The sequence below is a fragment of the Duganella sp. AC237 genome (genome assembly GCF_979254035.1).
The window spans coordinates 2,158,552-2,183,683 of the sequence record NZ_CEEDEW010000003.1 but is presented as its reverse complement, the minus strand read 5'-3'; the positions used below and the strand labels follow the sequence as shown (position 1 = coordinate 2,183,683).

25 protein-coding genes and 1 tRNA gene are annotated in these 25,132 nt (G+C 62.6%); 6 read left to right on the top strand and 20 right to left on the bottom strand.

Translation table 11 applies throughout. The annotated features are described in order from the left end of the window. Positions 1 to 5: 5 nt before the first annotated feature. Together AC0IYS_RS10060 and AC0IYS_RS10055 are read right to left on the bottom strand one after the other, a co-directional pair. Positions 6 to 887: a diacylglycerol/lipid kinase family protein gene (locus AC0IYS_RS10060; RefSeq protein WP_471708837.1), complete on the bottom strand. Its 882-nt coding sequence runs from the start codon at positions 885 to 887 to the stop codon at positions 6 to 8. Positions 888 to 901: 14 nt separating this feature from the next. Then, positions 902 to 1,540: a phosphatase PAP2 family protein gene (locus AC0IYS_RS10055; protein WP_471708835.1), complete on the bottom strand. Its 639-nt coding sequence runs from the start codon at positions 1,538 to 1,540 to the stop codon at positions 902 to 904. Between the two features lie 237 nt (positions 1,541 to 1,777). Here AC0IYS_RS10055 and AC0IYS_RS10050 point away from each other — a divergent pair, with 237 nt between their 5' ends. Continuing rightward, positions 1,778 to 2,002, top strand: coding sequence for a hypothetical protein (locus AC0IYS_RS10050; protein WP_209719781.1), 225 nt, complete (start codon positions 1,778 to 1,780; stop codon positions 2,000 to 2,002). Positions 2,003 to 2,314: 312 nt separating this feature from the next. On the opposite strand, the gene AC0IYS_RS10045 is transcribed toward AC0IYS_RS10050, so the two are convergent. Then, positions 2,315 to 3,214 carry a LysR family transcriptional regulator gene (locus AC0IYS_RS10045; RefSeq protein ID WP_471705010.1) on the bottom strand — a complete coding sequence of 300 codons (900 nt, stop codon included), beginning with the start codon at positions 3,212 to 3,214 and terminating at the stop codon, positions 2,315 to 2,317. Positions 3,215 to 3,309: 95 nt separating this feature from the next. On the opposite strand from AC0IYS_RS10045, the gene AC0IYS_RS10040 reads away from it, so the two are divergent. After that, the gene (locus AC0IYS_RS10040; protein ID WP_471705009.1) at positions 3,310 to 4,323 is read left to right on the top strand and encodes a zinc-binding alcohol dehydrogenase family protein; all 1,014 of its coding nucleotides are present in this window, start codon (positions 3,310 to 3,312) and stop codon (positions 4,321 to 4,323) included. 13 nt (positions 4,324 to 4,336) lie between these two features. Here AC0IYS_RS10040 and AC0IYS_RS10035 read toward each other — a convergent pair whose 3' ends face one another. The 6 genes from AC0IYS_RS10035 to AC0IYS_RS10010 form a co-directional block, all read right to left on the bottom strand. Beyond that, positions 4,337 to 4,873 (bottom strand): hypothetical protein, encoded by a 537-nt coding sequence (locus AC0IYS_RS10035; protein WP_471705008.1) that lies wholly within the window; start codon positions 4,871 to 4,873, stop codon positions 4,337 to 4,339. An 84-nt stretch (positions 4,874 to 4,957) separates the two neighbouring features. Then, the gene (gene alaC / locus AC0IYS_RS10030) at positions 4,958 to 6,157 is read right to left on the bottom strand and encodes an alanine transaminase (protein ID WP_471705007.1); all 1,200 of its coding nucleotides are present in this window, start codon (positions 6,155 to 6,157) and stop codon (positions 4,958 to 4,960) included. Positions 6,158 to 6,279: 122 nt separating this feature from the next. After that, positions 6,280 to 6,597 (bottom strand): hypothetical protein, encoded by a 318-nt coding sequence (locus AC0IYS_RS10025; protein ID WP_471705006.1) that lies wholly within the window; start codon positions 6,595 to 6,597, stop codon positions 6,280 to 6,282. Between the two features lie 54 nt (positions 6,598 to 6,651). Continuing rightward, positions 6,652 to 6,954 carry a hypothetical protein gene (locus AC0IYS_RS10020; RefSeq protein ID WP_471705005.1) on the bottom strand — a complete coding sequence of 101 codons (303 nt, stop codon included), beginning with the start codon at positions 6,952 to 6,954 and terminating at the stop codon, positions 6,652 to 6,654. Between the two features lie 52 nt (positions 6,955 to 7,006). Next, positions 7,007 to 7,861 carry an EamA family transporter gene (locus AC0IYS_RS10015; RefSeq protein ID WP_471705004.1) on the bottom strand — a complete coding sequence of 285 codons (855 nt, stop codon included), beginning with the start codon at positions 7,859 to 7,861 and terminating at the stop codon, positions 7,007 to 7,009. Beyond that, a complete protein-coding gene (locus AC0IYS_RS10010; protein ID WP_471705003.1) occupies positions 7,862 to 11,395 on the bottom strand; it encodes a DUF748 domain-containing protein in 3,534 nt (1,177 codons plus the stop codon). A 143-nt stretch (positions 11,396 to 11,538) separates the two neighbouring features. Between AC0IYS_RS10010 and AC0IYS_RS10005 the strand changes: the two genes are divergently transcribed. Beyond that, positions 11,539 to 12,690, top strand: coding sequence for a pyridoxal phosphate-dependent aminotransferase (locus tag AC0IYS_RS10005; RefSeq protein WP_471705002.1), 1,152 nt, complete (start codon positions 11,539 to 11,541; stop codon positions 12,688 to 12,690). Between the two features lie 23 nt (positions 12,691 to 12,713). Here AC0IYS_RS10005 and AC0IYS_RS10000 read toward each other — a convergent pair whose 3' ends face one another. Continuing rightward, entirely contained in the window at positions 12,714 to 12,929 is a 216-nt protein-coding gene (locus AC0IYS_RS10000; RefSeq protein ID WP_471705001.1) for a hypothetical protein, read from the bottom strand. A gap of 174 nt (positions 12,930 to 13,103) precedes the next feature. Between AC0IYS_RS10000 and AC0IYS_RS09995 the strand changes: the two genes are divergently transcribed. Then, entirely contained in the window at positions 13,104 to 13,505 is a 402-nt protein-coding gene (locus tag AC0IYS_RS09995) for a GFA family protein (protein ID WP_471705000.1), read from the top strand. Here AC0IYS_RS09995 and AC0IYS_RS09990 read toward each other — a convergent pair. Further along, positions 13,488 to 13,814, bottom strand: coding sequence for a MerR family transcriptional regulator (locus AC0IYS_RS09990; RefSeq protein WP_471704999.1), 327 nt, complete (start codon positions 13,812 to 13,814; stop codon positions 13,488 to 13,490). The two genes, AC0IYS_RS09995 and AC0IYS_RS09990, sit on opposite strands and share 18 nt — an antisense overlap. A gap of 86 nt (positions 13,815 to 13,900) precedes the next feature. Between AC0IYS_RS09990 and AC0IYS_RS09985 the strand changes: the two genes are divergently transcribed. Next, positions 13,901 to 14,269: a hypothetical protein gene (locus tag AC0IYS_RS09985; RefSeq protein ID WP_471704998.1), complete on the top strand. Its 369-nt coding sequence runs from the start codon at positions 13,901 to 13,903 to the stop codon at positions 14,267 to 14,269. Positions 14,270 to 14,317: 48 nt separating this feature from the next. Here AC0IYS_RS09985 and AC0IYS_RS09980 read toward each other — a convergent pair whose 3' ends face one another. Then, positions 14,318 to 15,484 carry an epoxide hydrolase family protein gene (locus tag AC0IYS_RS09980; RefSeq protein ID WP_471704997.1) on the bottom strand — a complete coding sequence of 389 codons (1,167 nt, stop codon included), beginning with the start codon at positions 15,482 to 15,484 and terminating at the stop codon, positions 14,318 to 14,320. A gap of 128 nt (positions 15,485 to 15,612) precedes the next feature. Between AC0IYS_RS09980 and AC0IYS_RS09975 the strand changes: the two genes are divergently transcribed. Continuing rightward, positions 15,613 to 16,260: a TetR/AcrR family transcriptional regulator gene (locus tag AC0IYS_RS09975; protein WP_471704996.1), complete on the top strand. Its 648-nt coding sequence runs from the start codon at positions 15,613 to 15,615 to the stop codon at positions 16,258 to 16,260. Positions 16,261 to 16,311: 51 nt separating this feature from the next. Here AC0IYS_RS09975 and AC0IYS_RS09970 read toward each other — a convergent pair whose 3' ends face one another. The 8 genes from AC0IYS_RS09970 to AC0IYS_RS09935 all read right to left on the bottom strand — a co-directional run bounded on the left by AC0IYS_RS09970 (position 16,312) and on the right by AC0IYS_RS09935 (position 25,050). After that, positions 16,312 to 17,298, bottom strand: a complete 987-nt coding sequence (locus AC0IYS_RS09970) for a hydroxymethylglutaryl-CoA lyase (protein WP_471704995.1) — start codon at positions 17,296 to 17,298, stop codon at positions 16,312 to 16,314. Then, positions 17,295 to 18,506 carry a CaiB/BaiF CoA transferase family protein gene (locus tag AC0IYS_RS09965; protein WP_471704994.1) on the bottom strand — a complete coding sequence of 404 codons (1,212 nt, stop codon included), beginning with the start codon at positions 18,504 to 18,506 and terminating at the stop codon, positions 17,295 to 17,297. The genes AC0IYS_RS09970 and AC0IYS_RS09965 overlap by 4 nt, the downstream gene beginning before the upstream one ends. Before the next feature lie 51 nt (positions 18,507 to 18,557). After that, complete coding sequence (locus AC0IYS_RS09960) at positions 18,558 to 19,910, bottom strand: MFS transporter (protein WP_471704993.1); 1,353 nt, start codon at positions 19,908 to 19,910, stop codon at positions 18,558 to 18,560. A 192-nt stretch (positions 19,911 to 20,102) separates the two neighbouring features. Then, entirely contained in the window at positions 20,103 to 21,008 is a 906-nt protein-coding gene (locus AC0IYS_RS09955) for a LysR substrate-binding domain-containing protein (protein WP_471704992.1), read from the bottom strand. A 101-nt stretch (positions 21,009 to 21,109) separates the two neighbouring features. After that, the gene (locus tag AC0IYS_RS09950; protein WP_471704991.1) at positions 21,110 to 21,577 is read right to left on the bottom strand and encodes a hypothetical protein; all 468 of its coding nucleotides are present in this window, start codon (positions 21,575 to 21,577) and stop codon (positions 21,110 to 21,112) included. A gap of 57 nt (positions 21,578 to 21,634) precedes the next feature. Beyond that, positions 21,635 to 21,724, bottom strand: a tRNA-Ser gene (locus AC0IYS_RS09945). A 71-nt stretch (positions 21,725 to 21,795) separates the two neighbouring features. After that, positions 21,796 to 23,880 (bottom strand): putative bifunctional diguanylate cyclase/phosphodiesterase, encoded by a 2,085-nt coding sequence (locus AC0IYS_RS09940; RefSeq protein ID WP_471704990.1) that lies wholly within the window; start codon positions 23,878 to 23,880, stop codon positions 21,796 to 21,798. A 3-nt stretch (positions 23,881 to 23,883) separates the two neighbouring features. After that, positions 23,884 to 25,050: an EAL and HDOD domain-containing protein gene (locus tag AC0IYS_RS09935; protein ID WP_471704989.1), complete on the bottom strand. Its 1,167-nt coding sequence runs from the start codon at positions 25,048 to 25,050 to the stop codon at positions 23,884 to 23,886. Positions 25,051 to 25,132: the final 82 nt, after the last annotated feature.

The window sequence follows — 25,132 nt, the reverse complement described above, 5'->3', positions numbered from 1 at the left end:
CCCTCCTACGTGGCCGGCACGACAGGGACGATCACGTTCAGTGCCTTGGCCCTGGAACGATAGCATAATGGCGGAGTCATCACGGTCACTTCACCGTCCGTGGCGACACGTATTTGGCGGTGGCGCGTTTCGATCACCAGATCGCTGGACGAAAGCACGTCGAAATCCTTGGCCTCCGACAGCCGCCCGAACAAGGCGTGGATGGCGTAGCGAAGCAGGCCCAGCCTTGTGGGCTTTTGCGCGACGTACAAATACATCTTGCCGCTGTCGAGCCGTTCGCGTTCGCCCATGGTCAGGCCTTGCATGTATTCGTTGTTGCCGATGAAGACGAACGGCGTGCGGCGCAGATGCTCGCTGCCGTTGATCTTGAGCCGCACGCTCATGAACGGAAACCGCCGCGCCGCCACGAACACGGCGCGCGCGAACGCGTGCCACTTGCTGCGTCCCAGACGCTTTTGCTGCTTTTCGCGGTCGCGCACGATGTCGGGGTAGATGCCGAGGCTGGAGTTGTTGAGGAAGATGCGACCGTTGACCTCGCCCACGTCGACCTGCGCCAGCACGCCATGCACCGCATTGGCGACCGCCTCGTCGAGGTCCAGCGGGATGTTCAAATCCTTGGCGAAGTGATTCAAGGTGCCGAGCGGCAGCACTCCCAGGCGGGTCTGGCTGCCCACCAGCGCGGACGCGACCGCGTTGATGGTGCCGTCGCCGCCACCGGCCACGACGACCGGGGCGCCGTCGGCCACGGCGCGCCTGGCGCGGGCGATCATTTCCTCGCCGCTTTTGGCCAATGTGATATCCGCTTCGGCGCCCTGCGCACGGAATTTTTCCGCCAGCGCGGCGGACCAGCCGCCGCAGTAGCCTTGTCCGGCGCTGGCGTTGACGATGACTACAATACTGTTCAGAGCATTCCCCCGGAATTGTTCGATAAGCTTTTGGCCTCGCGCCGGCGGCGCAGCGTGGAGATCCCCGTAATGCAAATCGTCAGCCACGCCGCGCTGCCCGCCATGCCGGCAAGCACGTCGCTCAGATAGTGTGCGCCAAGATAGACGCGACTGAAGGCCACCAACAGTATCATCACTGTACAGGCCGCGGCTGTGCCTAAACGCACACTCCAGCCCTTGCGGGCGATCATCACATAGCACGCAACCAAGCCGTAGAACAGGGTCGCGGCCGACGCGTGCCCGCTGGGGAAGCTGTACGTCGCCAATGTGACCAGGGGTTCCTCGAACACGGGCCGGCTGCGCTGGAAGGTGACCTTGAGCAGCACGTTCAGCAGCATGCCGCAGGGTACGCTGAGCACCAGCGCCCAGATCCAATAAATCTGGCCCCGCTTCCACAAAAAGTAGCCGAACGCGGACGCCATCAGGATCACGCCCGGCATCGTGTGGACAGTCGTTATCGCCATCATGATGCTGGTCATCGGCTCGAAATGGTTGGCGTTGAACCAGTTGGCGATGTGCAGGTCGAGCACGGTGATCTCTTCCTGCCCCATGACCTCGGACGCCAGGTGGCCGAAAATGGAGACGGCGAACACCATCAAAAGCACGCCAACGGTCAGGTGCAGGCCGAACTCGCCCTCTGGCGACAGTCTTGCCTCAATGAAACGCTTGGATTTGCTGAAAATTTGGTGCTCCCGGATAGGTGGCCGTTGAAGTTGGCGGAAAAACTACGAAACAACGAATTTACTGTTTATTTACACAGTACCTGTTTATTCATACAGTACTTATGCTATTCTGAACTCCTCGTTAAACGCTTCTCCCAAAAGGAAAATGTCATGACAACAGTTAATAACAGCTTCAGCTCCCGCTTCGGCCTGGAATATATGCCTACTTCCTTCCTGGTCCGCATGGGCAAACGCGAATTGCTGGTTTGCCGTGATTTCCGTAAGCGCTACTACGCGGTCAATCCTGTCATCGAATGCGACACCGGCGTGCAAGCCGGTCACCTTGAGGTTCTGCTGTGCCGCCGCTGGCTGTTGATCCTGTCGAAGGCGCACTAATGGTTGCCGGTGCCAGCTGCCCTATCCAGTCGCAAGACAGGCCGGCCGATGCCGCGACCTCGCTCGCGCTCCTCACCTGGATCTGGCAGCTGGCGAGCCGTCATCAGACAGATGCATCTTGCCGCAGCCCCGCCGTCGAACGCGCCCAGCCAGCTGTTGAGGCGCAGTTCAATGACAAGCAACATTGCACGCCATGAAGCTATGTTAAGGGGTTTTGCTATCACTACAAGTGTGCGCGCTGTTGCTTTAATGACTTTTTAAGCGAATTTTTAAGTCCTGCCACGCCTGCGGAGATGCACCGCATTACGCTTATTACGCTTTTTCACACTGCGCGCGCAGAAAATCCCGCAGTTGCAGCACCGTCGGCGTGATCTGCGAGCGGTGCATGCACAGCATATTCAATGGCGTCGGCTCCCCCAGCACGTCCGGCATCAGGATATGCAGGCGCCCGCTACGGATATCGTCGCGCAGATCGAGCCGCGATTTGTAGGCCACGCCAAGTCCCGCCACCGCCCAGCGCCGCACCACGTCGGCATCGTCGGCGCTGCGGTTGCCGTTGACGTGGATAGCCATCGCTTCGCTGTCGGCATGCGCGTAAAAACTCCAGCGGTCATGGATCACATCCTCCAGCATGAAGCGCAGGCAGTTGTGCCGCGCCAGATCCTTTAGCTCGGTCAGCCTGCCATGCTGCTTGATGTAGTCGGGCGAGGCCACCAGCACGCGACGGTTGTCCGGCGCCAGCGGCAGCGCGATCAGACTGGAATCCTCCTGCCGGCCGTATCGGATGGCGATGTCGACCGGCTGCCGGTACATGTCCGAGACCCTGTCGCTGATGCTCAGCTGAAAGCTCACTTTGGGATACTGCGCCTGGAACTGGTCCAGCCAGCCGACCAGCATATTGCGCCCCAGATCCGACGGCATCGAAATCTTCAGCGTTCCACCCAGGCTCTCCTGCCCCTGTATCAGTGCGTCGTGGCCATCCTTCAACAAGCGCAGCGCTTCGCGCGCGTGCCGCAGATAGTGCTCGCCCTCCTCCGTCAGCCGCAGCGAGCGCGTGGTGCGGGCGAACAGACGCAGGCCGAGCTCCCGCTCGAGTCGCTTTACCCCTGCGCTGGCCAGCGCCGGGGAAATCTCCAGTTCGCGCGCCGCCGCCGACAAGCTGCCACGGTCGGCGGTGCGGACAAAAACGGTCAAATCATCAAGTCGCAGCATTTTCTTCGTTTTTTTGAAAGTGTTTCGCTGAGGCGCCCCTTTTCCGCACCACGAAATAAATGATGATACTCCCATACCATTTATAGGAGAAGTTCATGAAAGCCGTTGCCTACCGCAAGCCCCTCCCCATCGACGATGCCGATTCGCTGATCGACATCGAGCTGCCAACGCCGCAAGCCCGGGGCCGCGACCTGCTGGTCGAAGTCAAAGCCATTTCGGTCAATCCGGTCGACGTCAAGATTCGCGCCAACGTGGCGCCGGCGGACGGCGAGGACAAGGTCATCGGCTGGGACGCGGCCGGCGTGGTCAAGGCGGTCGGTCCGGACGTCACATTGTTCAAGCCGGGCGACGAAGTCTGGTACGCCGGCGACCTGACCCGTGCGGGCACCAATAGCGAACTGCATCTGGTGGACGAGCGCATCGTCGGCCACAAGCCGAAGAATATCGACTTCGCCCAGGCTGCCGCGCTGCCGCTGACCGCGATCACCGCGTGGGAGTTGTTGTTCGACCGTCTGGAAGTGAGCCGGGACAAAGGCGTGCAAGGACAATCGCTGCTGGTGACCGGCGCGGCGGGCGGCGTCGGTTCGATCCTGGTGCAGCTGGCGCGCCAGTTGACGGGCCTGACGATCATCGGCACCGCCTCGCGTCCGGACACGGCGGCCTGGGTAAAGGAGTTGGGTGCCCACCATGTGATCGACCACAGCAAGCCGCTGAACGAAGAAATCGCCCGTCTGGGCCTGCCGCCGGTGACCTATGTCGCCAGCCTGACTCACACCGACGACCATTGGGCCGCGATCGTCGAAGTTCTGGCGCCGCAAGGCAAGGTCGCGGTGATCGACGATCCGGCCGCGATCGACGTGCGCCTGCTCAAGCGCAAGAGCGCCTCGTTGCATTGGGAGTTCATGTTCGCTCGCTCGATGTTCAACACGGCCGACATCCAGAAGCAGCATGAACTGCTGAACGATGTGTCCAAGCTGGTCGACACCGGCGTCCTCAAAACGACCTTGGCGGAACGTTTCGGCACGATCAATGCCGCCAACCTGAAGCGGGCGCACGCCCTGCTCGCGAGCAATCGCGCCAAGGGCAAGATTGTGCTGGAAGGGTTTTAAAGGGCTTTAAAACTCAAGACACGGACCCGGCCGCCGCACGCTCCCGCTCGTGCGTCTGCTGGGCCCGCAAAACGGCCAGCACCGCGGTGTCATGCGCCACCAGCGCTTCCTGCATGGTGCTGGCCGATACGCAAGACGTCTCCAGCACTTGCAGGAAAATGGCCTGGCGGCGTTTCAGTCCCTGCGACTGGTAGCCGAGCTGCTCGAACATGCGGCCCACGTCGATGCAATAACCGCGCAGTTCCCACATCGTCTTCTTGGTCACTTCTATATCGTCGCGCATGCTGTGATCGACATCGATCAATTCCAGCTGCGCCGGCCCTTCCTTGCCGAAGTCGCGTATCGTCGGCAGCCACTGCTCGAACTTGCCGGCGATGCGGCGGATACGGACGATTTTCTGGTCCAGCGTGCGGCAGTAGTGCCAGCACAGCCAGCATACGGGCAAGCGCGCCACGAAACGGGGCAGGCCGACCGTGTTCAAGGTGTTCTCGAGTTTTTTAACGGCGGCGATCAAGCGCCGCGTGCTGTCACCGATAGGCAGTGGGGGCATAATGGAGCTCCTGTGTTGGTTCAGGAGCTACATTAGCTGCCGCATCGGATCACGCATTTGATGCGGCTTAAAGAGCGCGCAGATTTATTCCATCATTTTGCGCAACATGGCTTTGATGCCACGCAATCCTTGGCGTATGCGTGCCTCGTTTTCAATCAAGGCGAAGCGAACATATTCATCGCCGTAGTCGCCGAAGCCGATGCCCGGCGACACGCACACCTTGGCCTCGGCCAGCAGCAACTTGGAGAACTCCAGCGAACCGAGGTGGCGGTAGGCTTCCGGTATGCGCGCCCAGATATACATCGACGCCTTCGGCTTGTCGACCGGCCAGCCCGCTTCGCACAGTCCTTTGTGCAGGACATCGCGACGGCTCTGGTACATCGCGCAGATCTCGCTGACGCTGCTCTGGTCGCCTTCGAGCGCGGCGATCGCGGCCACCTGCACCGGCGTGAAGCTGCCGTAGTCGTGGTAGCTCTTGATGCGCGCCAGCGCCGCGACCAATTCCTTGTTACCGACCATGAAACCGATGCGCCAGCCGGCCATGTTGTAGCTCTTCGACATGGTGAAAAACTCCACCGCCACGTCGCGCGCGCCCGGCACTTGCATGATCGACGGCGCTTTCCAGCCGTCGAAGGTGATGTCTGCGTAAGCCAGGTCGTGCACCACCAGGATGTCGTGCTGCTTGGCCAGCGCCACCACCCGTTCGAAAAACTCCAGCTCCACGCACTGCGCGGTCGGGTTCGACGGGAAGCCGAGGATCATCATCTTCGGCTTCGGGTAGCTTTCGCGCACCGCGCGTTCCAGTTCGTCAAAGAAGTCGACGCCGGGCGTCATGCGCACCGAGCGGATGTTGGCGCCGGCGATGACCGCGCCCCAGATGTGGATCGGATAGCTCGGGTTCGGCACCAGCACGGTGTCGCCGGCGTCCAGGGTCGCGAGCATCAGGTGCGCCAGGCCCTCCTTGGAACCGATCGTGACGATCGCTTCCGAGTCCGGATCGAAGTCGACCTCGTAGCGGGTCTTGTACCATTTGGTGATCGCGCGCCGCAGCCTTGGGATGCCTTTGGAGGCGGAGTAGCCGTGCGTGTCGGGACGGCGGACGGTGTCGACCAGCTTGTCGACGATGTGCGACGGCGTGGCGCCGTCGGGATTGCCCATCGACATATCGATGATGTCTTCGCCGCGACGGCGCGCCGCCAGCTTGAGCTCGGCGGTGACATTGAAAACGTAGGGAGGCAGGCGATCGATGCGCGAAAATCTGCGCGGAGTTTGGGTGTCAGTCATGGAAATCTCACGTAAGCGCCCGGAACCGTCCGAGCGACGTCGATGCAATGTTGCATCGGGATCCATACTAGCCCATCAGTTCCGATGTTGGCAAGCGCCTTGGCAAGCACGCTGGCAACGACTCATGCGGGCGACTGGTTTTTCTCGTCGCTGAACCATTCGAACAGGATAAGGCCGATGATCGACGCGATCGGAAAGCCGCACAGCGCGATCACCACCCACAAGGCGGGCGAGCGGCCCAGGCGTTTGGCGGCGACGCCGACAAAAATCAGGTGCAGGATGGCGCTGACCGCGATGCCGAGTCCAGCCAGGATCATCAGCGGAACCGAGCTCGTCGTGTACTTGCTGAGCGGCGGCAAAAACGACGCGATGCAGCCGATCCAGACGACCAGCGTGACGGCGGCGGCGGCGATGGGTTGTTGGGCGCGGGCGACTTGCATGGCTCCTCCTGGATGAAGCGACCATGCTGCCACGATCTAGCATGAAAAGCAACGCTATCGGTAAGGTGGCATCTGGATGATGATTGGCGCCGGCGTCTGCGGAGGTGTTGGCGGTACTTTAGGCACCGCGTTGTTCATCACAAACGTCATGACCGTGACAGCCGCAACACTCATGCCAACCGCCATGCCGACGATCCATTTGACCAGCGTAGCGCTAAGCTCGGCAAGATCAGCTTTAGTCGCCATTTGCTCCAAACGTGCCTCAATTTTTGCAAGCCGTTCGCGCGTCTCGATGGCAAACTCTTCAAGCTTGTCGAGTCTGCTTTCTATCTTTGCCAGTCTGAGGTCGAGGTCCATACGACCATGGTAGGCTTACGCTGCGGCCTCTGGCAAGCTGAGCCAATTTGAGTTATCTCAACGTGGTCAACGCCGACGCCATCACGATAGCCGCAATCGCGAGCCACTGCGTCAACGTCAGATGTTCGCCGAGCAGCAGCATGCCCGCCAAGGCGCTGAGCGCCGGCGCGGCGCTGCTGAACATGCTGAAGGTGCGCGACGACAGATTGCGCATCGATAGCATCTCCAGCGTGTACGGCAACGCGCTGGACATCACCGCGATCGCCAGACCGATCGCCATGTACGACGGCGTCAACAACACGGAACCCGAGTACCACGCGCCGACCGGCAAGATGAACAGCGACGCGGCCGTCATACCCCACGCCACCGACTGCCCGCCGTGCATGACCGAAACCCGCTTGCCGAACACAATGTACAGCGCCCAGCACACCGCCGCCCCCGCAGCATAAGCGACGCCGACCGGATCGAGCTGATCGACATGGCCGTGGATCGGCAGCAGAAAATACAGCCCCGCCACCGCCAGCGCGATCGCCACCACATCGCGCGGCCGGCGCGACGACAGCACCGCCACCGTCAAGGGACCCGCCACCTCGATCGCCACCGCAATCCCCAGCGGTATCAGATTGAACGAGCGGTAGATCATCAGGTTCATCAACCCGATCACGCTGCCGTAGACGGCGACGTTGCACGCCTGCGGCCACGTCAACGGCGTGCGCCACGGCCGGAACACGGCCATCATCAGCAACGCGGCGAAGCCCACGCGGTAAGCCGTCACACCCTCGACACCGATCAACGGAAACAGATGCTTGGCGACGGCCGCGCCGACGTTCAGCGACAGCTGGCTGCACAGCAGCGCGAATCCGGCCAGCAGCGCGCCGCCGCCAACGTGGGATTTGTCAGCGGTCATCTATTTCGCCGCCAATCCCAGCTTGAGCGCGACAGGCTTGCCGATGGCGGCATCGGTCTTCTCCGGCGCGCCCGCCTGTATTGCGGCGGTGTTGACGCCCGCCTCTTTCAGCGCCGCCACGATTGCGGCGGCGCGTTTGGCCCCCAGCTCCGGCAGGGCGCCGTCGGGCAACGGCTGGCTTTGCTCCAGGCGTTCCTGTAATTTACCGTAGAAGGCGCTGGGGTCGGCCACCTGCGGTTCGCCCTGCACGATCTTGCCCAGCCGCTGCAATACCGGCAGCTTCTTCTGCGCCACGGCATCGGCACCCTTGGCCTCGTCGTCTAGGTCCGCAGCCGCCGGCTTGGCGGCGGCCGCGCCCTCGGCCGCCTTTTTCTGCTTATCCAGCTCGGCAGCCCCGAAGCGTTCGGCATACAGGTCGCGCAAGGCGCCGCGCACTTTACGCTGGCCGATATCGAGCGGCCCTGGCTGTTCGTCCGGCGCCAGCTTGATCTCCGCCCGCGTCACCACCAGGCGGCGCAGCGCCTGCATGCGCAGCGCGGCGCCATCGGCCGTCTCGTTGTATTGTCCCGGCACCGACAGCTTCAACTGCGGTTTGCTCGCCAAAATCTTTGCCACCTGGTGCAGCTTCTCGCGCTCGGGCGGCAGCACGGTGTCGCTGCCGGCATCGAAGTCGACAGCGTCCAGCTTGTCGCCGCTGACGCCGAACAGATTGCCCAACGCGCGGAACGGCGACAGCGCGACCTTGCTCAATAGGTTGCCGATGGCTTTCCACACCAGGGCGCCGTAGCTGAATTGCGGATCGTTCATATTGCCCGACACGGGCACGCCCAGGTCGATGCGGCCGTTGCTGTCCTTGAGGATGGCCAGCGCCAGCTCCAGCGGCAGCTTGATCGCGTCCGGACTGTCGATGCGTTCCCCCAAGGTCAGGTTGTCGAGCACGATCTGATTGTTGCCTTCCAGCTGGCTGTTGCGCACCTTGTATTGCAGGTCGAGCGAGATTTTCCCCTGCGCGATCTTGTAGCCGGCAAACTTCATTGAGTACGGCGATGCCGACACCATGTCGACGTTCTTGAACACGACATTGACGTCGGTGTTGTCCGCCGGGACGAACGGATTCAACTGCCCGCGGATGCGCGCCAGGCCGAAATCGTCGACGCGGCCGTCGAGCTCGATCTGGCTGCGCGCGTCGGCCTTCGACGAGAGGCCGGTGATCAGACCGCTAAGCTCATAAATCTTCGCGCCGAACTGCGGACGCAGGCTCAAATCGGTGAAGTCCAGCTTGGCGTTCTGGAAGCGCACACGGCGGATGCGCATCGGGAACGGCTCGCTGACGGCGGGCGCGGACGACGCGGACGACGGCGTCGCCGCGACCGGTGCCGGTTCGGACTTTTTCACCAGCAGCCGCTGCGCATTCAAGCTGCGATCGTCCTCGATGATCAGGATCGCGTTCGGCTCGACCACGCGCAACTCGGCGACATCCAGCAGATTCGGCGAGACGCTCAGCGCCAGCTTGTCGGCGCGCACCGACTTCCAGCGCGCGAAGTGGTCGTTGTCTTCTTCGTCAAGCGCCAGCTGGGCGACTTCAAACGAACCATCGTAGCGCATGGCGGGATTGGCCCTGCTGCCACCGGCGCCGGTGCGCAGGCGGCCCTCCCCGGAAACGCTGCCGTCGGCAAGCTTGAGCTTGACGTACTTGCTCAGCAACGGCTGCAACGGCGACAGCGCCAGCTTGGTCAGCTTCAGTTCGGTATCGACGGCGCCGGTGGCCGGCACGACTTTGCCTTTGGCGGTCAGTTGGCCGCCTTCCCGCAAGCCGACGCCGCCCTCAAACGCCAGCGGTTTTTTCAGGTCGCTGCCGACATCGGTCAGCGTCAGATTGAAGTCCTGCAGATTGGCCTTGATGCCGGTGCTGGCGTCGTCATAGCGCGCGCCGAATTTACTCAGATCGACAGTCTTGACGGAAACTGCCCATGGCAAACCCGCAGGGCCAGGCGGGGTCGGACCCCGTCGGGGTCCGACCCCTAAGTGGTCCGGCGAGCCTATCGCTAAAGGCTCGACGGGTTTGTCTTGGGCCGGCGTTACGGCGGCGGCAGCCGAACCCGAGCCCGGCAAGCGGTCCAGGAAAAGGAACCGGCCCGCGCTATCGCGCGACAGATCCAGCAAGCCGCCATCCGCGTACAGGCGCCCCAGGCTGACACGGCGCGCGGCCAGATCGAGCGTGCCCTCATCGAAACCCAGCTGCCCGAGCTTCAACGGCGTCATCGCGCCGCCGACCAGCGCCAGATTATCCATCGAGAACGCGGCATCGTCGATATTCAGCTTGAGCCCGCTTGCAGCGGTTTCCAGCTGCAATTGCAACTTCAGCTTCAGTTTGTCGGTGCTGATCTTGAGCGCGGGACTGGCGGTTTCATCGAGCGCGTTGATGGCGATGTCATCCAGGCCGATCTGCTTGAAGCGCACCTTCCAGCCGCCCTCCTCCTTCGGCGCCGGCTTGGTCACAGGCGTCGGCGCCGGCGTCCCAGCGGAAGCGGACGCCGGCACCATCAAATTCGCCAGGTCGATCCGGCCTTGCGCATCGCGCCGCAGCGCCAATGCGCCGCCCTGCAAATCCAGCCCGCCGACCTCCACCGAACGTTTATTCAGATCGACACCGACGCCGCTGACCGCCAGCGACTTCAGCTTGACGAACGGGGCAGCCACGCCGGCATGCTGGATCGCCAGATCGTTCAACGCCAGGCTGGCACCGATCAGACTCGCGTCCAGCTTGCCGTCCTTGTAGGCGAATTGATAGGGCAACTTAGCCGACAGCCGGCCGTCGCCGACGACCACCCGCATGAACGACTTCAGATACGTCGACATGCCCGGCAACGCGACATTCTCCAGCGACAGCACGCCGCTGCCGCCGATCGGATTGAGCGCGGCCGCGCCCTTCCAGCGCAGCTTGCCGCCCAGGCCGGCGTCGGCGCTCAAGCTGTAGTTGCCGTTCTCGTCCGGCAGCGTGCTCAGATGGTTCAGCTCGAAAGCGATGGGGGTGAGCGTGTCGTTGTAGCCGGCATGGCGGTCGTGCATCTCGACCTTGCCCTGCTCGAGCGCGAAATGTTCGACGATCAGGCGCGGCATGCCGCTGTCGCTGTCGTCCTTCTTGCGCTTGTCCAGCGTCTCCATCAGTTGCGCGATGTTGAACTTGCCGTCGGGCGAAATGGCCAGCTGCAGCGACGGCGCGGTGACGCGGATCTCGGCCAGGCTCCACGCACGGCGCACCAGAGAACGCCACTGCATCTCCACCGCCAGCGCGCCGACGCCGAACAGCGGCGCGCCGTTGGCCTCGGTGAGGCGCACGTCCTTCGCTTCCAGGCGCAAGGTGAATGGATTGAAACTGACGTCGCCGATGCTGGCTTTACGCTCCAACTCGGCTTCGACAAATTGTGGAATCTGACGCTTGATCAACCACGGCAACGCCCAGCCGCCCGCCAACGCATACACCCCCACCGCGCCGGCCACGCCCAAGCCCCACCGTCTCCATCGTATCGTCATCGCCCGCAAAACTGGTTCCCATAATCTGTGTTCAACAGGTAACAGTATAGCAATTGCAAAGCTTACTTACTACCAGCCCAGCCCGACGCCGACGGGCTGCGTTTTGCCTTACACTATCGGACCTTCCCGACCATCGGACATCCATGCAAGCGCAACTCGACCCGTTTCACGCCGTCGGCATCAGCCGCCTCGCCCACGCCTTGAAGGCGCAGGGGCGCTCGATCATCCACATGGAATTCGGCCAGCCGTCGACCGGCGCGCCGAAGGCGGCCATCGCCAAGGCCCATCAGGTGCTCGACGCCGACAACATGGGCTATTGGGAAAGCACGCCGTTGAAGGAGCGCCTGGCGCGCTTCTATGAAGAGCGCTACGGCATCAAAGTCGATGCCAGCCGCTTTGTCATGACGTGCGGCGCCTCGCCGGCGCTGGTGCTGGCGTTGAACTCGCTGTTCTCGCCGGGCGACCGCATCGCGCTGGCGCGGCCGGGCTACGTCGCCTACCGCAACACGCTCAAGGCGCTGCACATGGAGCCGGTGGAAATCGCCTGCGGCGCCGAGGTCCGCTTCCAGCTCACCGCCGCCGCGCTGGAGGCGATCGAACCGGCCCCGGCCGGCGTGATCATCGCCAGCCCGGCCAATCCGACCGGCACCATCATCGCCGCCGACGAGCTGGAGGCCATCGCCAGGGTGTGCCAGGCGCGCGGCATCCGCATCATCTCGGACGAGATCTATCACGGCCTGAGCTACGTGGAACCGGCGCAGACCATCCTCGCCTACGCGCCGGACGCGCTGGTCGTCAGCAGCTTCTCCAAATACTTCAGCATGGCCGGCTGGCGCCTGGGCTGGCTACTGGTGCCGGCCGAACACATCGACCGGACCTGGACCTACTGCGGCAATATGTTCCTGACGGCGCCGTCGCTGAGCCAGCACGCGGCGCTGGCCGCCTTCGACGCGCTCGACGAACTCGAAGGCCATTTGACGGTGTACAAGGAAAACCGCCGCCTGCTGCTGGACGCGTTGCCGGGGCTCGGCCTGAACGCCATCGCGCCGCCGGACGGCGCGTTCTACATCTACGCCAGCATCGCGCACTTGACGGACGACAGCCTGGACTTTTGCAAGCGTTTGCTCAACGACACGGGCGTGGCGACAGCGCCGGGCATCGATTTCGATCCGGTCGAAGGCAAGCGTTTCATCCGCTTCAGCTTTGCGGTATCGACGCAGGAAATCGCCGAGGCGATCCGCCGCATGCAGCCATGGTTCGCCGCCCAGGCCGGTGCGATGGTGGCCGGCCAGTGATTCAGCAGCTGCGGCCTTAGCGGCTAGTGTTCAGGCATTCCGCGCAGGAATTCGATATCGGACACGGCACGCGACCATGCCGCGTCCGGATCGAGCGCGGGCGTGTTGTGGATATCGAGTTGAATGTCTTTCAGCACTCTGCCGTCCAGGGAAATCCGGTAGCGCAGCGCCGTGTATTCGACGTCATAAGTGTTTTTCAACCCTTGCTGACGGGTGTAGGTGTCGTGGGAAGCGGGCATGATGTCCTCCTTACGAAAGTGAGGAAAAGCATAGCACGAAGCGATTCGGCGTGTACTTGCCGCATGACAAGCGAAGCGGGCTGAGCGGTCGATGTGCATGGCGGTAAGGTGTCGTGGCGACTTGCGCATTTCCGGTATCGTAAAGCTTCGCACTGAACACAATCAGGAGGCCCTATGCTGACCGGACAATGTTTTTGCGGCGCCGTCCGCTACGAGACCGCCGAGCGCATCCGCAACCAGGCGCTATGCCATTGCACCATCTGCCGCCGCACCACCGGCGCGCCGGCGGTGGCGTGGTTCACGGTGGCGAGCGACGACTTCCGCGTGACCGCCGGCCAGCCGTCCAGCTTCCGCTCGTCGTCGCACGCCACGCGCACGTTCTGCCCGCACTGCGGCACCCAGCTCACGTTCGCCGACGACAATAGTCCCGACGAAATCGATGTCACCACAAGCAGCCTGGATGCGCCAGAAAAGGCGCTGCCACAGGCTGAGATCTTCGTGGCCGATGCATTGCATTGGCCCGATGATTTGCCGCGCTATCAGCAAAGCAGAACGACGTCACAGGGCAACTCCTGAGTGCGCAGACCTGCACTGCAAGCCGTCGATGCGCTGGTCGATATCGGCCAGCTTGCGTTCCAATGCGACGCGCAATTGTCCGGCGGACACATCGGGCGCGGCCAGCAGCGGCAGATCGGCCTCGATCTCGCCCAGCGTAAATCCCAGCGACTGCGCCAGTCGAAGATAGCGTAACCAGTCCACCGCCTCGGGTGAATAGTCGCGGTAGCCGTTGGCGCTGCGCCGCGCGCGCAGCAGGCCGCGCTTTTCGTAAAAGCGCGGGGTGTCGCGGCTCAGGCCTGTGGCGGCTGCTATCTCTCCGATCTGCATCAACTTCCCTCATTATCGCTTGACCATGGAGTGTACTCCAGGCTTTAGCATGTCACATCGCTAATGGACAAATAGGGAGGGACTCCATGCATTTCTCGACAAACACTTTCCGCCGCGTCGTGCGCGCCAGCGCCGTCTACGACCTGGTCGTGACGGCACCGTTCGCCACGCCGTGGACATTCGCGCTGGCGTATGCGCAGCTCGACGCGGTCAATCAGGCGCTGGGCGGCGCCGCCCTGCCCGCGTTCGCACCGCTTCATGTGCTGTTCGCCTGTCTGCTCGGCAGCGTGGTGTTGATCTGGTCGGTGCTGCGCATCAGCGATCCGCAGCAACGCTTCGGGCGCTACGACGGCGTGGCCGTTTTCTATTTACCATCTGGATGCTATGGGCGCTGCGTGCGACAGGTCAACCGCTGCTTTGGCTGTTCATTGTGCCCGAGCTGCTTTGGGGCGTGATCCAGTGGTTGCCGGTGCAGCCGATACGCCCGAGCGTCAGACTCCAGTTCACCCAGCCCGAGCGGCGAGCGATCTGAACGTCGCGCGCACCTCCGCTACAAATGCGGTCGGCTGTTCCATCGCCGCGAAATGTCCGCCCTGCTCCAGCTCATTAAAATGAACCAGGTTGGCAAACCGGCGTTCGGCCCAGCGCCGCGATAACCGCAATTGCTCGCCGGGGAACATGCTGATGCCGGCAGGCGTTTGCATCGGAACGTTCGGCATTCCGCCGCGCTGCATGGACTGCATGCCTTCCCAGTACAGGCGAGCCGCGCTGGCGCCGGTGTTCGGCAGCCAGTACAGCATGATGTCATCGATCATCTCATCCAGCTCGAAGACGCTCTCGGCGTTGCCATCGCTGTCGGAGACGTCCTGGAACAGCGCGTAAATCCACGCCGCCAGTCCCACCGGCGAATCGGCCAAGGCGAAGCCGACCGACTGCGGCCTTGTGCTCTGCAGCTTGTAATAGCCCGAGAATTGTTGCTCGTAACGCGAGGCGTCGGCGAGCATCTTCTGCTCGTCCGGCGTCGCCTCCGCCCGTTCCGTTTCGGTGGGCTGGAACATCACCATGTTCAAATGAATGCCGACCAAACCCGGCGGCGCCTTGTAGCCCAACGTGGTCGTGACGGCTGCGCCCCAGTCGCCACCCTGCGCGGCCCAGCGGTCGTAGCCGAGGCGGCGCATCAATTCGATCCACGCGTCGGCGGTGCGGTTGATGTCCCAGCCCGTGCTCGTCGGCTTGTCGGAAAAACCGAAGCCCGGCAGCGACGGGATGATGACGTGGAAAGCGTCGCCCGCTTGGCCGCCGTGCGCCACCGGATCGGTCAACGGGCCGATCACATCGCGGAACTCCAGCACCGAACCGGGCCAGCCGTGCGTCAGCAACAGCGGCATGGCGCTCGGTTCCGGCGACCGCACATGGAGAAAGTGGATGTTCAAGCCGTCGATCTCGGTGCGATACTGGCCGAAGTCGTTCAGCAACGCCTCGCAGCGGCGCCAGTCGTAGCCGTCCCGCCAGCGCGTGACCAAGGCCTGGAGCTTGGCAAGGCGCGGCCCCTGGCTGTTGTCGGCGACGGTTTCAGCGTCTGGCCAGCGGGTGGCGGCGAGACGTCGGCGAAGGTCGTCGAGCTCGACGTCGGGGATCGCCAGGTGAAAAGGATGGATGGCTGCGGACATGATGATTCCTCGTTGTGCTACGCTGCCGATCAGCGCAAGCGGGGTGGACGGATTAAACTGAACTGACAAGTCTAGTTTAACAGCTTGTTTTCGCATTTGTACAATTAGTTGTATTGAAAAGGACGGGCGTGGAAGAGGAAGTACAAGAAAAACGCGGGCGCGGCGGCCGGCCGCCGGCCGGTCGTGAGGGCGATGTTGAGCAACGGTTACTGGCTGCTGCGACGAAATTGTTCCTGGAACGGGGCTACGAAGGCACTAGTTGTGACCAGGTTGCCCTTGACGCGCGGGCGGGCAAGGCCAGTATTTACTCCCGCTTCGCCAACAAGCAGGCGCTGTTCTCGGCGGTCGTTGACAACATGCTGGCGCGCTCGTTCGCGCAGGATGATGTCGCCATGGAGATGCCATTGCGCGACCGCTTGGCGGCAGTGGGCCTGCGCGTGTTGACCGATGCGCTGCACCCGGATGCGGTGGCGTTGCTGCGGCTAGTCATGGCGGAGCTGCCGCGATTCGCCAATGGCGGGTTGCACGCTGACCAACTTGTCTGGCGGGCGGGCGTGAGGCGGGTGGCGACAGCGATCGCTTTGGGGCAGCCTGACCGGGTCGACGACGCCATCGGCGCGGCCGAATATTTCATCGACATCGCGGTGATGCCTGCGGTGATGCGAGCCATGTTGGGCGAGTCGACGGAGCAACTACAGGCGTCTGGGCCGAAGCGAATTTCCGACGCTGTCGTGTCGCTGGCGGCTAACGGCTGGTTGGAAGGCTGGGGCAGGTAGGGCGGATCCGCGGAGCCGCTTGATGTACAAGTCCGCAGCCTGGTATTTGAGCTAAATGCTCCCGCGTCCCCTTTCATGCGCGCGTACTTTTATCATCTCGAAATCCTTTGGCGGTTGGTGCAAATCGAGCCGGCGTCCTGCCTTGACGACCTGGCTTGGGATATCGTGACCGATCAGCCCGGGCAGGCGTTTCGAGGCGGCGATCAGCGCCTGAAGATCGATACCGGTGTCATATTTCATCAGCTGCAAAGCGTGGACGATATCTTCCGTACACACATTACCCGAGGCGCCAGGCGCGTAGGGACAGCCACCAATACCGCCCAGTGAGGCGTCGAAACGGTCCGCCCCAGCGTCAATCCCGGCGAGCACATTTGCCAACCCCATGCCGCGGGTATTGTGAAAATGAAGGCTGAGTGCAATGCGAGGCCATGTCGCGCGAAAGCGCCGCGTGAGCGATGCCACCTGGCTTGGGTAAGCCATGCCGGTCGTGTCGCACAACGTGATACCCGTAGCGCCGGCCTCGCCCACAAAGCGCGCGCACCAGTCCATCACGACGTCCTCGGCCACCTCGCCCTCGATCGGGCAACCAAAAGCACAGGACAGCGAGATATTGACGGCCAATGAAGCTGTCCTGGCGAGGCCTGCAACTTCGCTCAAGGCCGCAAACGACTGTTCCCGCGTCATCCTAAGATTCGACAGGTTGTGGCTTTCACTGGCCGACATGACGAGATTGAGTTCATCGACACTACTTTCGATGGCGCGCTCCGCGCCGCGCACGTTCGGCACCAGCGCGCTGTAAATCACGCCATGGACCCGCTCGATTCCCAGCATCACCTGCTGCGCGTCGCCCAGTGCGGGAATGGCCTTCGGTGACACGAACGCGGTGACTTCGATTTTGGCCACCCCGGTGCGGGAAAGGCTGTTGACCAGCGCGATTTTCTCGTCCGTGGGTACGAACACCGCTTCCGCTTGCAAACCGTCGCGTGTGCCCACTTCCTGCAGGTAGATGCGGCGCCCTGCGCCGTTCCAGGCGCTCATGCCACCACTCCTTTGCCGCGCAAGACGGCGACATCCTGCTCGGTCAATCCAAGTTCCTGGAGTACGGCGTCGGTGTCCTCGCCGAGCCGCGGCGCCGCCGAGCGCACGCTTCCCGGCGTGCCAAGCAACTTGGGGACGATGCCCGGCACCTCAAGCTCATAACCGTCTCGAGTCGTCTGGGAAAGGATCATGTCGCGGGCGCGGTAGTGCGGATCCTCGGCAATATCCCTGGCGTCGTAGACTTTACCCGCCGGCACGCCAGCCTGCCCGAGCACGGCGAGCACGTCGGCGACCAAGCGCGTTGCCGTCCACGCACCAATGGCCGCATCGAGTTCGGCGACCCGGGCGACACGGCCGGCGTTGTTGGCCAGCGCCGGGTCGTCGGCCAGGTCGGCGCGGCCTATTTCGTGCATCAGACGCCTGAAGATGCTGTCGCCGTTGCCGGCGATGAGCACAAAGCCATCGCCGCAGCGATAGGCATTCGACGGTGCAATGCCAGGCAGGGCACTACCTGCCGCTTCACGCGTCACGCCGAAGGCACTGTATTCCGGAATCAGGCTCTCCATCACGTTGAACACCGCCTCATGCAAGGCCACGTCGATCACCTGCCCCATGCCGCCATTGACCTTGCGATGGTACAGCGCGGTCAGTATGCCGATGGTGCCGTGGAGCGCCGCAAGCGTGTCACCGATGGAGATGCCGCAGCGTACCGGAACCCGATCCGGTTCCCCGGTCAGGTGGCGCAGCCCGCCGAGGGCTTCCCCGATGGCGCCGAAGCCGGGCAAATCGCGGTAAGGACCGGTCTGGCCGTAGCCGGAAATGCGCAGCATGACAAGGCCCGGATTGAGCGCGGACAACGCTTCCCAGCCCATGCCCCAGGCCTCCAGCGTACCGGGCCGGAAATTTTCAATCAGCACATCGGCTTCGGCAATCAACTTGCGCGCGATGTCCTGGCCTTCGGCGCTGCGCAAGTCGAGCGCAACCGAACGTTTATTACGCGATTGAACCTGCCACCATACCGACGTGCCCTCCTTGATCATGCGCCAGTTACGCAGTGGATCGCCAGCGCCGGGCGCCTCGATCTTGATCACGTCGGCGCCAAATTCGCCCAGCGTCTTGCCGGCGAACGGGCCGGCGATCAACTGCCCCATTTCAATCACGCGAACCCCTCGCAACGCACCCGCAGGGATAGCTAGTTCTTTATTCATGACAGACCTCTCATCCTATTTGTGAAAAGGCGCCGCGGCGCCCGCAGTGGTTCAGGCAGTGCGCCGGTCCAGCGGCGCTTCCTTTTCGCGCAGTTTTTCGGGCAATGCAAACATCAACACGGCCACGCAGGCAAGACACAGGCAGCCGATCACGTACAAGGCGGGCGTGGTACTGCCGGTGACGTCCTTGATCCGGCCCACAAGCACCGGACTGACAATGCCGCCCAGTTGGCCCAGGGTATTGATCAACGCGATACCGCCCGCCGCGCCGACGCCGGTCACGATTTTCGGCGGCAGCGCCCAGAAAGCCGGGATTGATGCAATCACACCCGCTCCCATGACCGCCAGCGAGACAATCAACCAGCCGGTGTGCTTGTCGAAGATGCCGGCACTGAAAAAACCGCCTGCCGCGAGCAGCATCAGGCCAATGACAAATTTGCGCCGTTCGCCGGAACCGTCCGACATGCGACCGACCGCCACCATGGTGATCGCACCGCAGAGATACGGGATCGCCGTCAGCAAGCCGATGGTCGTCGGGTTGGTAATGCCAGAGGTGCGAATCAAATGCGGCGCCCAAAAATTGAGTCCGTAGGAACTCATCTGAATCAGGAAGTACACCAGGCCGAGAGTCAAAAACCCCGGGGTTTTCAACGCGCCGAGCAATGAATGGCCATGGCCGCCGATCGAGCGGTTCTGTTCGGCGATGCGCGCCGACAGCACTGTCTGCTCTTCACGGGTAAGCCAGCCAGCATCCTCGATCCGGTCCTTCAACACCCTGAAAACCAGATAGCCGAGAAACACGCACGGAATGCCGCCGACAAGGAATAACCAGTGCCAGCCGCGCATCGCCAGCAAACCATCCATATGCGACAGCACCAGCCCTGCGGCGGGCGCACCAAGCAAGCCGGCGAAAGCCGATGCAAGGAACAGCGTCGAGGTGATGCGGCCGCGGTAGGCGGATGGAAACCAGAGCGTCAGGTAGTACAACACGCCCGGCGCAAAGCCAGCCTCCATCGCGCCGATCAGGAAGCGCAATACATAAAATTGCCACTCGGCGTCGACAAACGCCATCAGTGCGGTGGCGATCCCCCACGACACCATGATCCGGGCAATCCAGCGCCTGGCCCCGACCTTGTAGAGCATCAGATTGCTGGGCACCTCAAACAAGACATAGCCGACCACGAACAGGCCGGCGCCGAAACCGTAAGCGGTATCGCTCAGGCCGAGATCGGTTTGCAGTGCGAACTTGGCAAAGCTGACGTTGATGCGATCGAAAAAAGCGAACAGGTAGCAAACCATGATGAGCGGCATGATGTGCCAGGCCACCTTGCGCACGATGCGCGCCTCCTCGATTGCCGAGGAGGAAACCGCTGATTCAATGGGAATAGTTGATGACTTCGACATGCGTGTCTCCTGCTGATGAGTGTCTTAGCGACCGCACCTGTATGTCCAGGTGTCGGCGCCACGTTGTGACATGCGCTCTTCATGGCGCATAGGGGCATTCTGTTCCCCTTTTTTTGTTCGCAGAAGCCAAAAGGAAAGAAGCCAGCTTTCGCGAACCGCGAAAGCTGGCCGGGATAGCGCAGGCCGATGGGTTTATGCGGGCATGGTCGCCAGCGCGAGGTGGTCGAGCAGCAGCCGCACGTGACGTGACACCGCCTTGGGATTGCGCAGGCCAATCAACAAACTGCGCTCGGCCCAAGGATCGTTCAACGAAATTTGCCGCAGATTGAGCGACCCGATCAGTTCTTTGACCGCTTCGGCCGGCAACACCGCGATGCCCATCCCGGCTGCCACCATTTTGCACATCGCATCAAAGCTGCGCACCCGGATGCGCAGCTTGAGTTTGCGTCCAAGTACCTCGGTTTCCTCTTGCAATCGCCGCGCGAGGGAAGTGCCTTCGGAAAGGCTAACGAAGTCGTACTCCAGTACTTCGTTGAAGCTAAGCGAGGGCTGGTGGGCCAAGACGTGCCACTCGGGCACGACCAGCACCAGGCGATCCTTTTTGTAATTGACCAGGTGCAGACCAAACGCTGGCGTCCGGTCCGCAAAAATACCAAGGTCTGCCCGGCCATCGATGACCGCCATGACGATTTCGCTGCTGTCTTTCTCTTCGAATTCGATCCTGATTCCAGGATTGGCGGATGTAAAGGCTGCAAGGTCGTTGGGTAAAAACTGCGTCACGGCGGAGGTATTCGCCCACAAGCGCACGACGCCGACCAGGCCGGAGGCGTAATCCGACAGATCGGCCGCCAGCGAGTCGACATCTCGCAATATGAGTTGCGCATGGCGATAGAGCGCCTGCCCGGCAGCGGTCAGAATAACGCCGCGTGAATGTCGTTCAAGGAGGGCCGTACCGGTCATCGCCTCCAGGTCGGACATGCGTTTGCTTGCCGCGCCGACGGCAAGGTTAGCCAGCGCGCCACCTTTGCTAATGCTGCCAGTGCGCGCAACGTGGGAGAACAAGGACAAGGAGACCAGGTCGAGGCGGTGGAGGTTCATCGGGTGTCGACTTCTTTCGTCCAGATCGTCCTCTGATTGGAATTTGTGCCGGTCATTTCTACCAAAAGGTTAAGAGACCTCCCGATAATAGGCGAAATCAATCACTTGTAGTGAACTGCGGGGCCGACGATCGGCGCTGTTTGCGACAATGCGGCTGCGTGCACCTTCGGGACTGCGTTGTTGAGGACGAAGGTCATAATTGTGATCGTCACTGCGGCAACCCCGACTACCGTGCCAACAATCCACTTGGTCATATACGCGAAGCCTTTTTGTACTTCTGCACGTAGTTCGGCAAACTTGACATCAACCCCGGAGAACTGGACATTCACCTCAGCAAACTGGGCGTCAACACCTGAGAACTTTCCATCAATCTTGACTTCCAAGGTCGCGATACGACCATCCATCTTGGTGTCGACGGTTTCAAGTCTTGCGTCCAGTATTTCTTTGCTGACGGCGTCCATACAACCATGATCGAACGGTTCATCACCCGTGTCAAGCGCCGCAGGCCCCGCTTTGATGTAGCGCACGAGCGCCAGTCGCGAATCGATAAATCGGGGAAATGACCGCATCACTTTTCGAGAAACAGCAACAAAAAAAACCGGCCTCGGCCGGTTTGATTTATTTTTTGGCGGAAGCGGTGAGATTCGAACTCACGAACGGCTCACACCGTCGGCAGTTTTCAAGACTGCTGCCTTCAACCACTCGGCCACGCTTCCTATGGGGCAGCATTATACAGAATTCAACCCATCCATGGGCAAATCGCGCTTTGCCGCAACCTGGACAAGCATCAAGCAGCCCTGCTGGCCTGCCCCGGCGTCCAGTTCTCGCGCAGCGCCAGCTCGAATGCCGCCGCCTCCAGCGGCTGCGAGAACAGATACCCCTGCACCTCGTCACAGCCGGAATTCTTCAAAAACGCCAACTGCTCCACCGTCTCCACACCCTCGGCGATGACCTTGTGCTTCAGCTGCTGCGCGATACTGATAATAGTATTCGCGATCGCGCAATCGTTAGCGTCGCTCGGTATGCCGATGGTAAACGACCGGTCGATCTTCAACGTATCAATCGGGAACCGCTTCAGATACGACAAGCTCGAATACCCCGTACCGAAGTCATCCAGCGACAACGTCACGCCCAGCGCGGTGATCCGGTCCATGATGCCGATCACGCGGTCGATGTTGTGCATCAGCGTGCTCTCGGTGATCTCCAGTTCCAGCCACGACGGCTCCAGCCCGTAGCGGTTCAGCGTGTCCATCACCCGTCCCGGCAGCGACGCGGTGAACTCGCGCGCCGAGACGTTGACCGCCAGCCGGATCGGCGGCAAGCCGGCGTCCTTCCACAGCTTGGCCTGCGAACAGGCCGCCTCCAGCACCCACTCGCCGACCTGCACCACCAGCCCGGTCGCCTCGGCCAGCGGGATGAATTCGGCCGGCGGCACCAGGCCGCGCTGCGGATGGCGCCAGCGCACCAGCGCTTCGGCGCCGATGATCTTGCCGGTGTCGATGGAGAACTTGGGCTGGTAGTGCAGCAGCAGCTCGCCGTTGCCGAGCGCGTAGCGCAGCCCGGTTTCGATGCGCATGCGCTCCTGCATGCCCTGGTTCATGTCCTGGCTGTAGAAGGCGACGTGGTCGCCGTTGACGCCGCCCTCCTGCTTGGCGCGGTACATGGCGATGTCGGCCAGCCGCAGCAGCGTTTCGGCGTCGTCGCCGTCCTGCGGATAGACACTGATGCCGATGCTGCCGCCGACCCGTAAATCGTGGCCGTCGATCATGATCGGGCTGTTGAGCGTGGCCAGCAGCTTTTGCGCGACCATGCTCGCTTCGAAGTGTTGCCCGAGATCGAAGAGGCCGATGGCGAATTCGTCGCCGCCCAGCCGCGCCACCAGGTCCTGGTCGCGCAGCACCGTGCGGAAGCGGCGCGCCACTTCGCACAGCAACTCGTCGCCGACCTTGCGCCCGAGCGTGTCGTTGATCATCTTGAAGCGATTGAGGTCGATGAACAGGACGCAGCCTTGCAGCTTGCCGCGCTGCGCGACCATCAGCGCCTGGTCGACCAGCTTGGTCAGCAGGGTGCGGTTCGGCAGGTTGGTCAGCGCGTCGTAGTACGCGAGGTGGTGGATGCGCTCTTCGGCCAGCTTGCGCTCGGTGATGTCGGTGAGGTAAGCGATCAGGCCCATCGATCGCTTGTTGAAGTCGCACAGCGGCGACAGCGAGAGGCTGGCCCAGAACACCTCGCCCGATTTTTTCTTGCGCCGAACTTCCATCAGCCGCCCGCCCTGCTCCAGGAACGGATCGTGGGCGTCGATGTCTTCCTCGTCGTACAGGAACAGGATGTTGCGCCCCACCGCTTCCACCGAGGTGTAGCCGAACAGCCGCTCCGCGCCCTTGTTCCAGCTAAGGATGAAGCCGTTCATGTCCATCGTCACCACCGATTCGTGGATGTGGTCGAGGATCTGCGCCTGATGCTGCAGTTGCGATTCGACCTGCACATAGGCGTGGGTGCTGCGCTGCGCCAGCGAGTGCACTTGCAGCACGCTGCCGGCCAGGGTGGCGAGGCTGGCCAGGTGCTGGCGGTCGGCGTCGCTGTAGCCGAGCCGTCCGGAGACGATGAAGCGGCCGAAATACCGGTCCTCGAACCAGATGTCCTGCGTCAGGCTGGGGACGGCGGCGTCGTTGGCGGCGACGATTTCTTCCACCGGCGGCGCGACCAGCAGCGAGACGGCGTCGGCCGGCAGGTATTCGCCCAGCGGGCTGTTGGTGACGCTGCGCACGATCCGCCCCAGTTCCTCGGCCATGGCGCTGCCGCGCAGGCGCAGCACGGCGTCGCAGACGGCGGCGCTGTGGTTGAGGAAGTCGGAAACGGGATGGTGGGCCATGGCTTACAGATTCCTGCTGACCTGGATGGCCCAGTGGTAGGCCTGCAGCTGCGCTTGCCAGTAGGTGTCGGCGCCGATGCCGGCCTTGTCGAGCGCGGCGCGGTCGTGGCGTTCGACCAGGCTGAGCAGTTCGCCCAGAGGGCCGCCCCGGTCCAGCAGCGCCATGACGACATCCAGGTCCAGGCTGAGCGCGGCGACGATTTCCGTCATCGACATGCCCAGCAGCACATCGAGCAGCGAGAACACGCCGGCGACGAAGGCCATGTCCTGCTGGTCGCGGTCCCAGCCGAGCGATTTGCTGAGCGCTTCCATGTGGGCCGCGCGCACCGCCGCCAGCGGCAGCAGCGGATTGGCCAGGCCGTCGTCCTGCTGCCGCGCGTAGAGCAGCAATTGCAGCCAGCGTTGCAGCTGGCGCCGCCCCAGCACGTTGATCGCCTGGCCGAAACTGTGGATCGGCGAACTGAGCGCGAAGGCGGCCGAGTTGACCAGTTTTAACAGGTGGTAGGACAGCGCCGGGTCTTGCTTGAGCAGCACTTCGAGCTCGCGCGAATCGGCGTCGCGCGCCAGCATGCCGAGCAGCGCCAGCAGACGCTTGCGCGAGGTGCCGTCGCCGGCGCTCTCTTGCGACGGGTGCAGAGCGTAGTCGCCGCTGAACCAGTGGAAGCCGGCGTGCGCGCATTCGGCGATGCGCAGCTCGCTGTGCATATTGGCGGCCAGGTGCGGACCGGGCTGGCCGATCAACGCGATCACCGGCGGCAACGCGATCGAGGCGTCCACCATCAACGCCGTGGCGCCGCACAAGGTGGCGGCGGAGCCGGCGGTGACGCCTTCGATCATGATGCGGTAGCCGGCGTCGGCGATGGCGGCGAGTTTCTTTTGCACCGGCACGTCGGCGCAGGGCGCCGCCGGCACGCGCAGGATCACGCGGCTGGACGGCAAGGTCGAGAGTTGTGACAGTTCCAGCGATGCCGGATCGGGCACCGGCACGATGCAGTCGAGCGGCGCCAGCGCGGCGAAGGCGTCGGGGGTTCTGAACAAGGTCAGCGTGGACTGGAAGGCGTCGCCCGCGTCGGCGGACAATTCGAAACTCAGCGCCACCCACTCGTTGCGAGCGTTGGACACCGCTTGGAATTCCACCAGGGGGAACGGACTAGTATCTGGCGCGGACATCAATTTCTCATCGAAGGTGGTGCGCGCAGCGATCGTTCAACAATGACGGGGCAAGCAAATACCATGGGGCAGTAGAGTAATT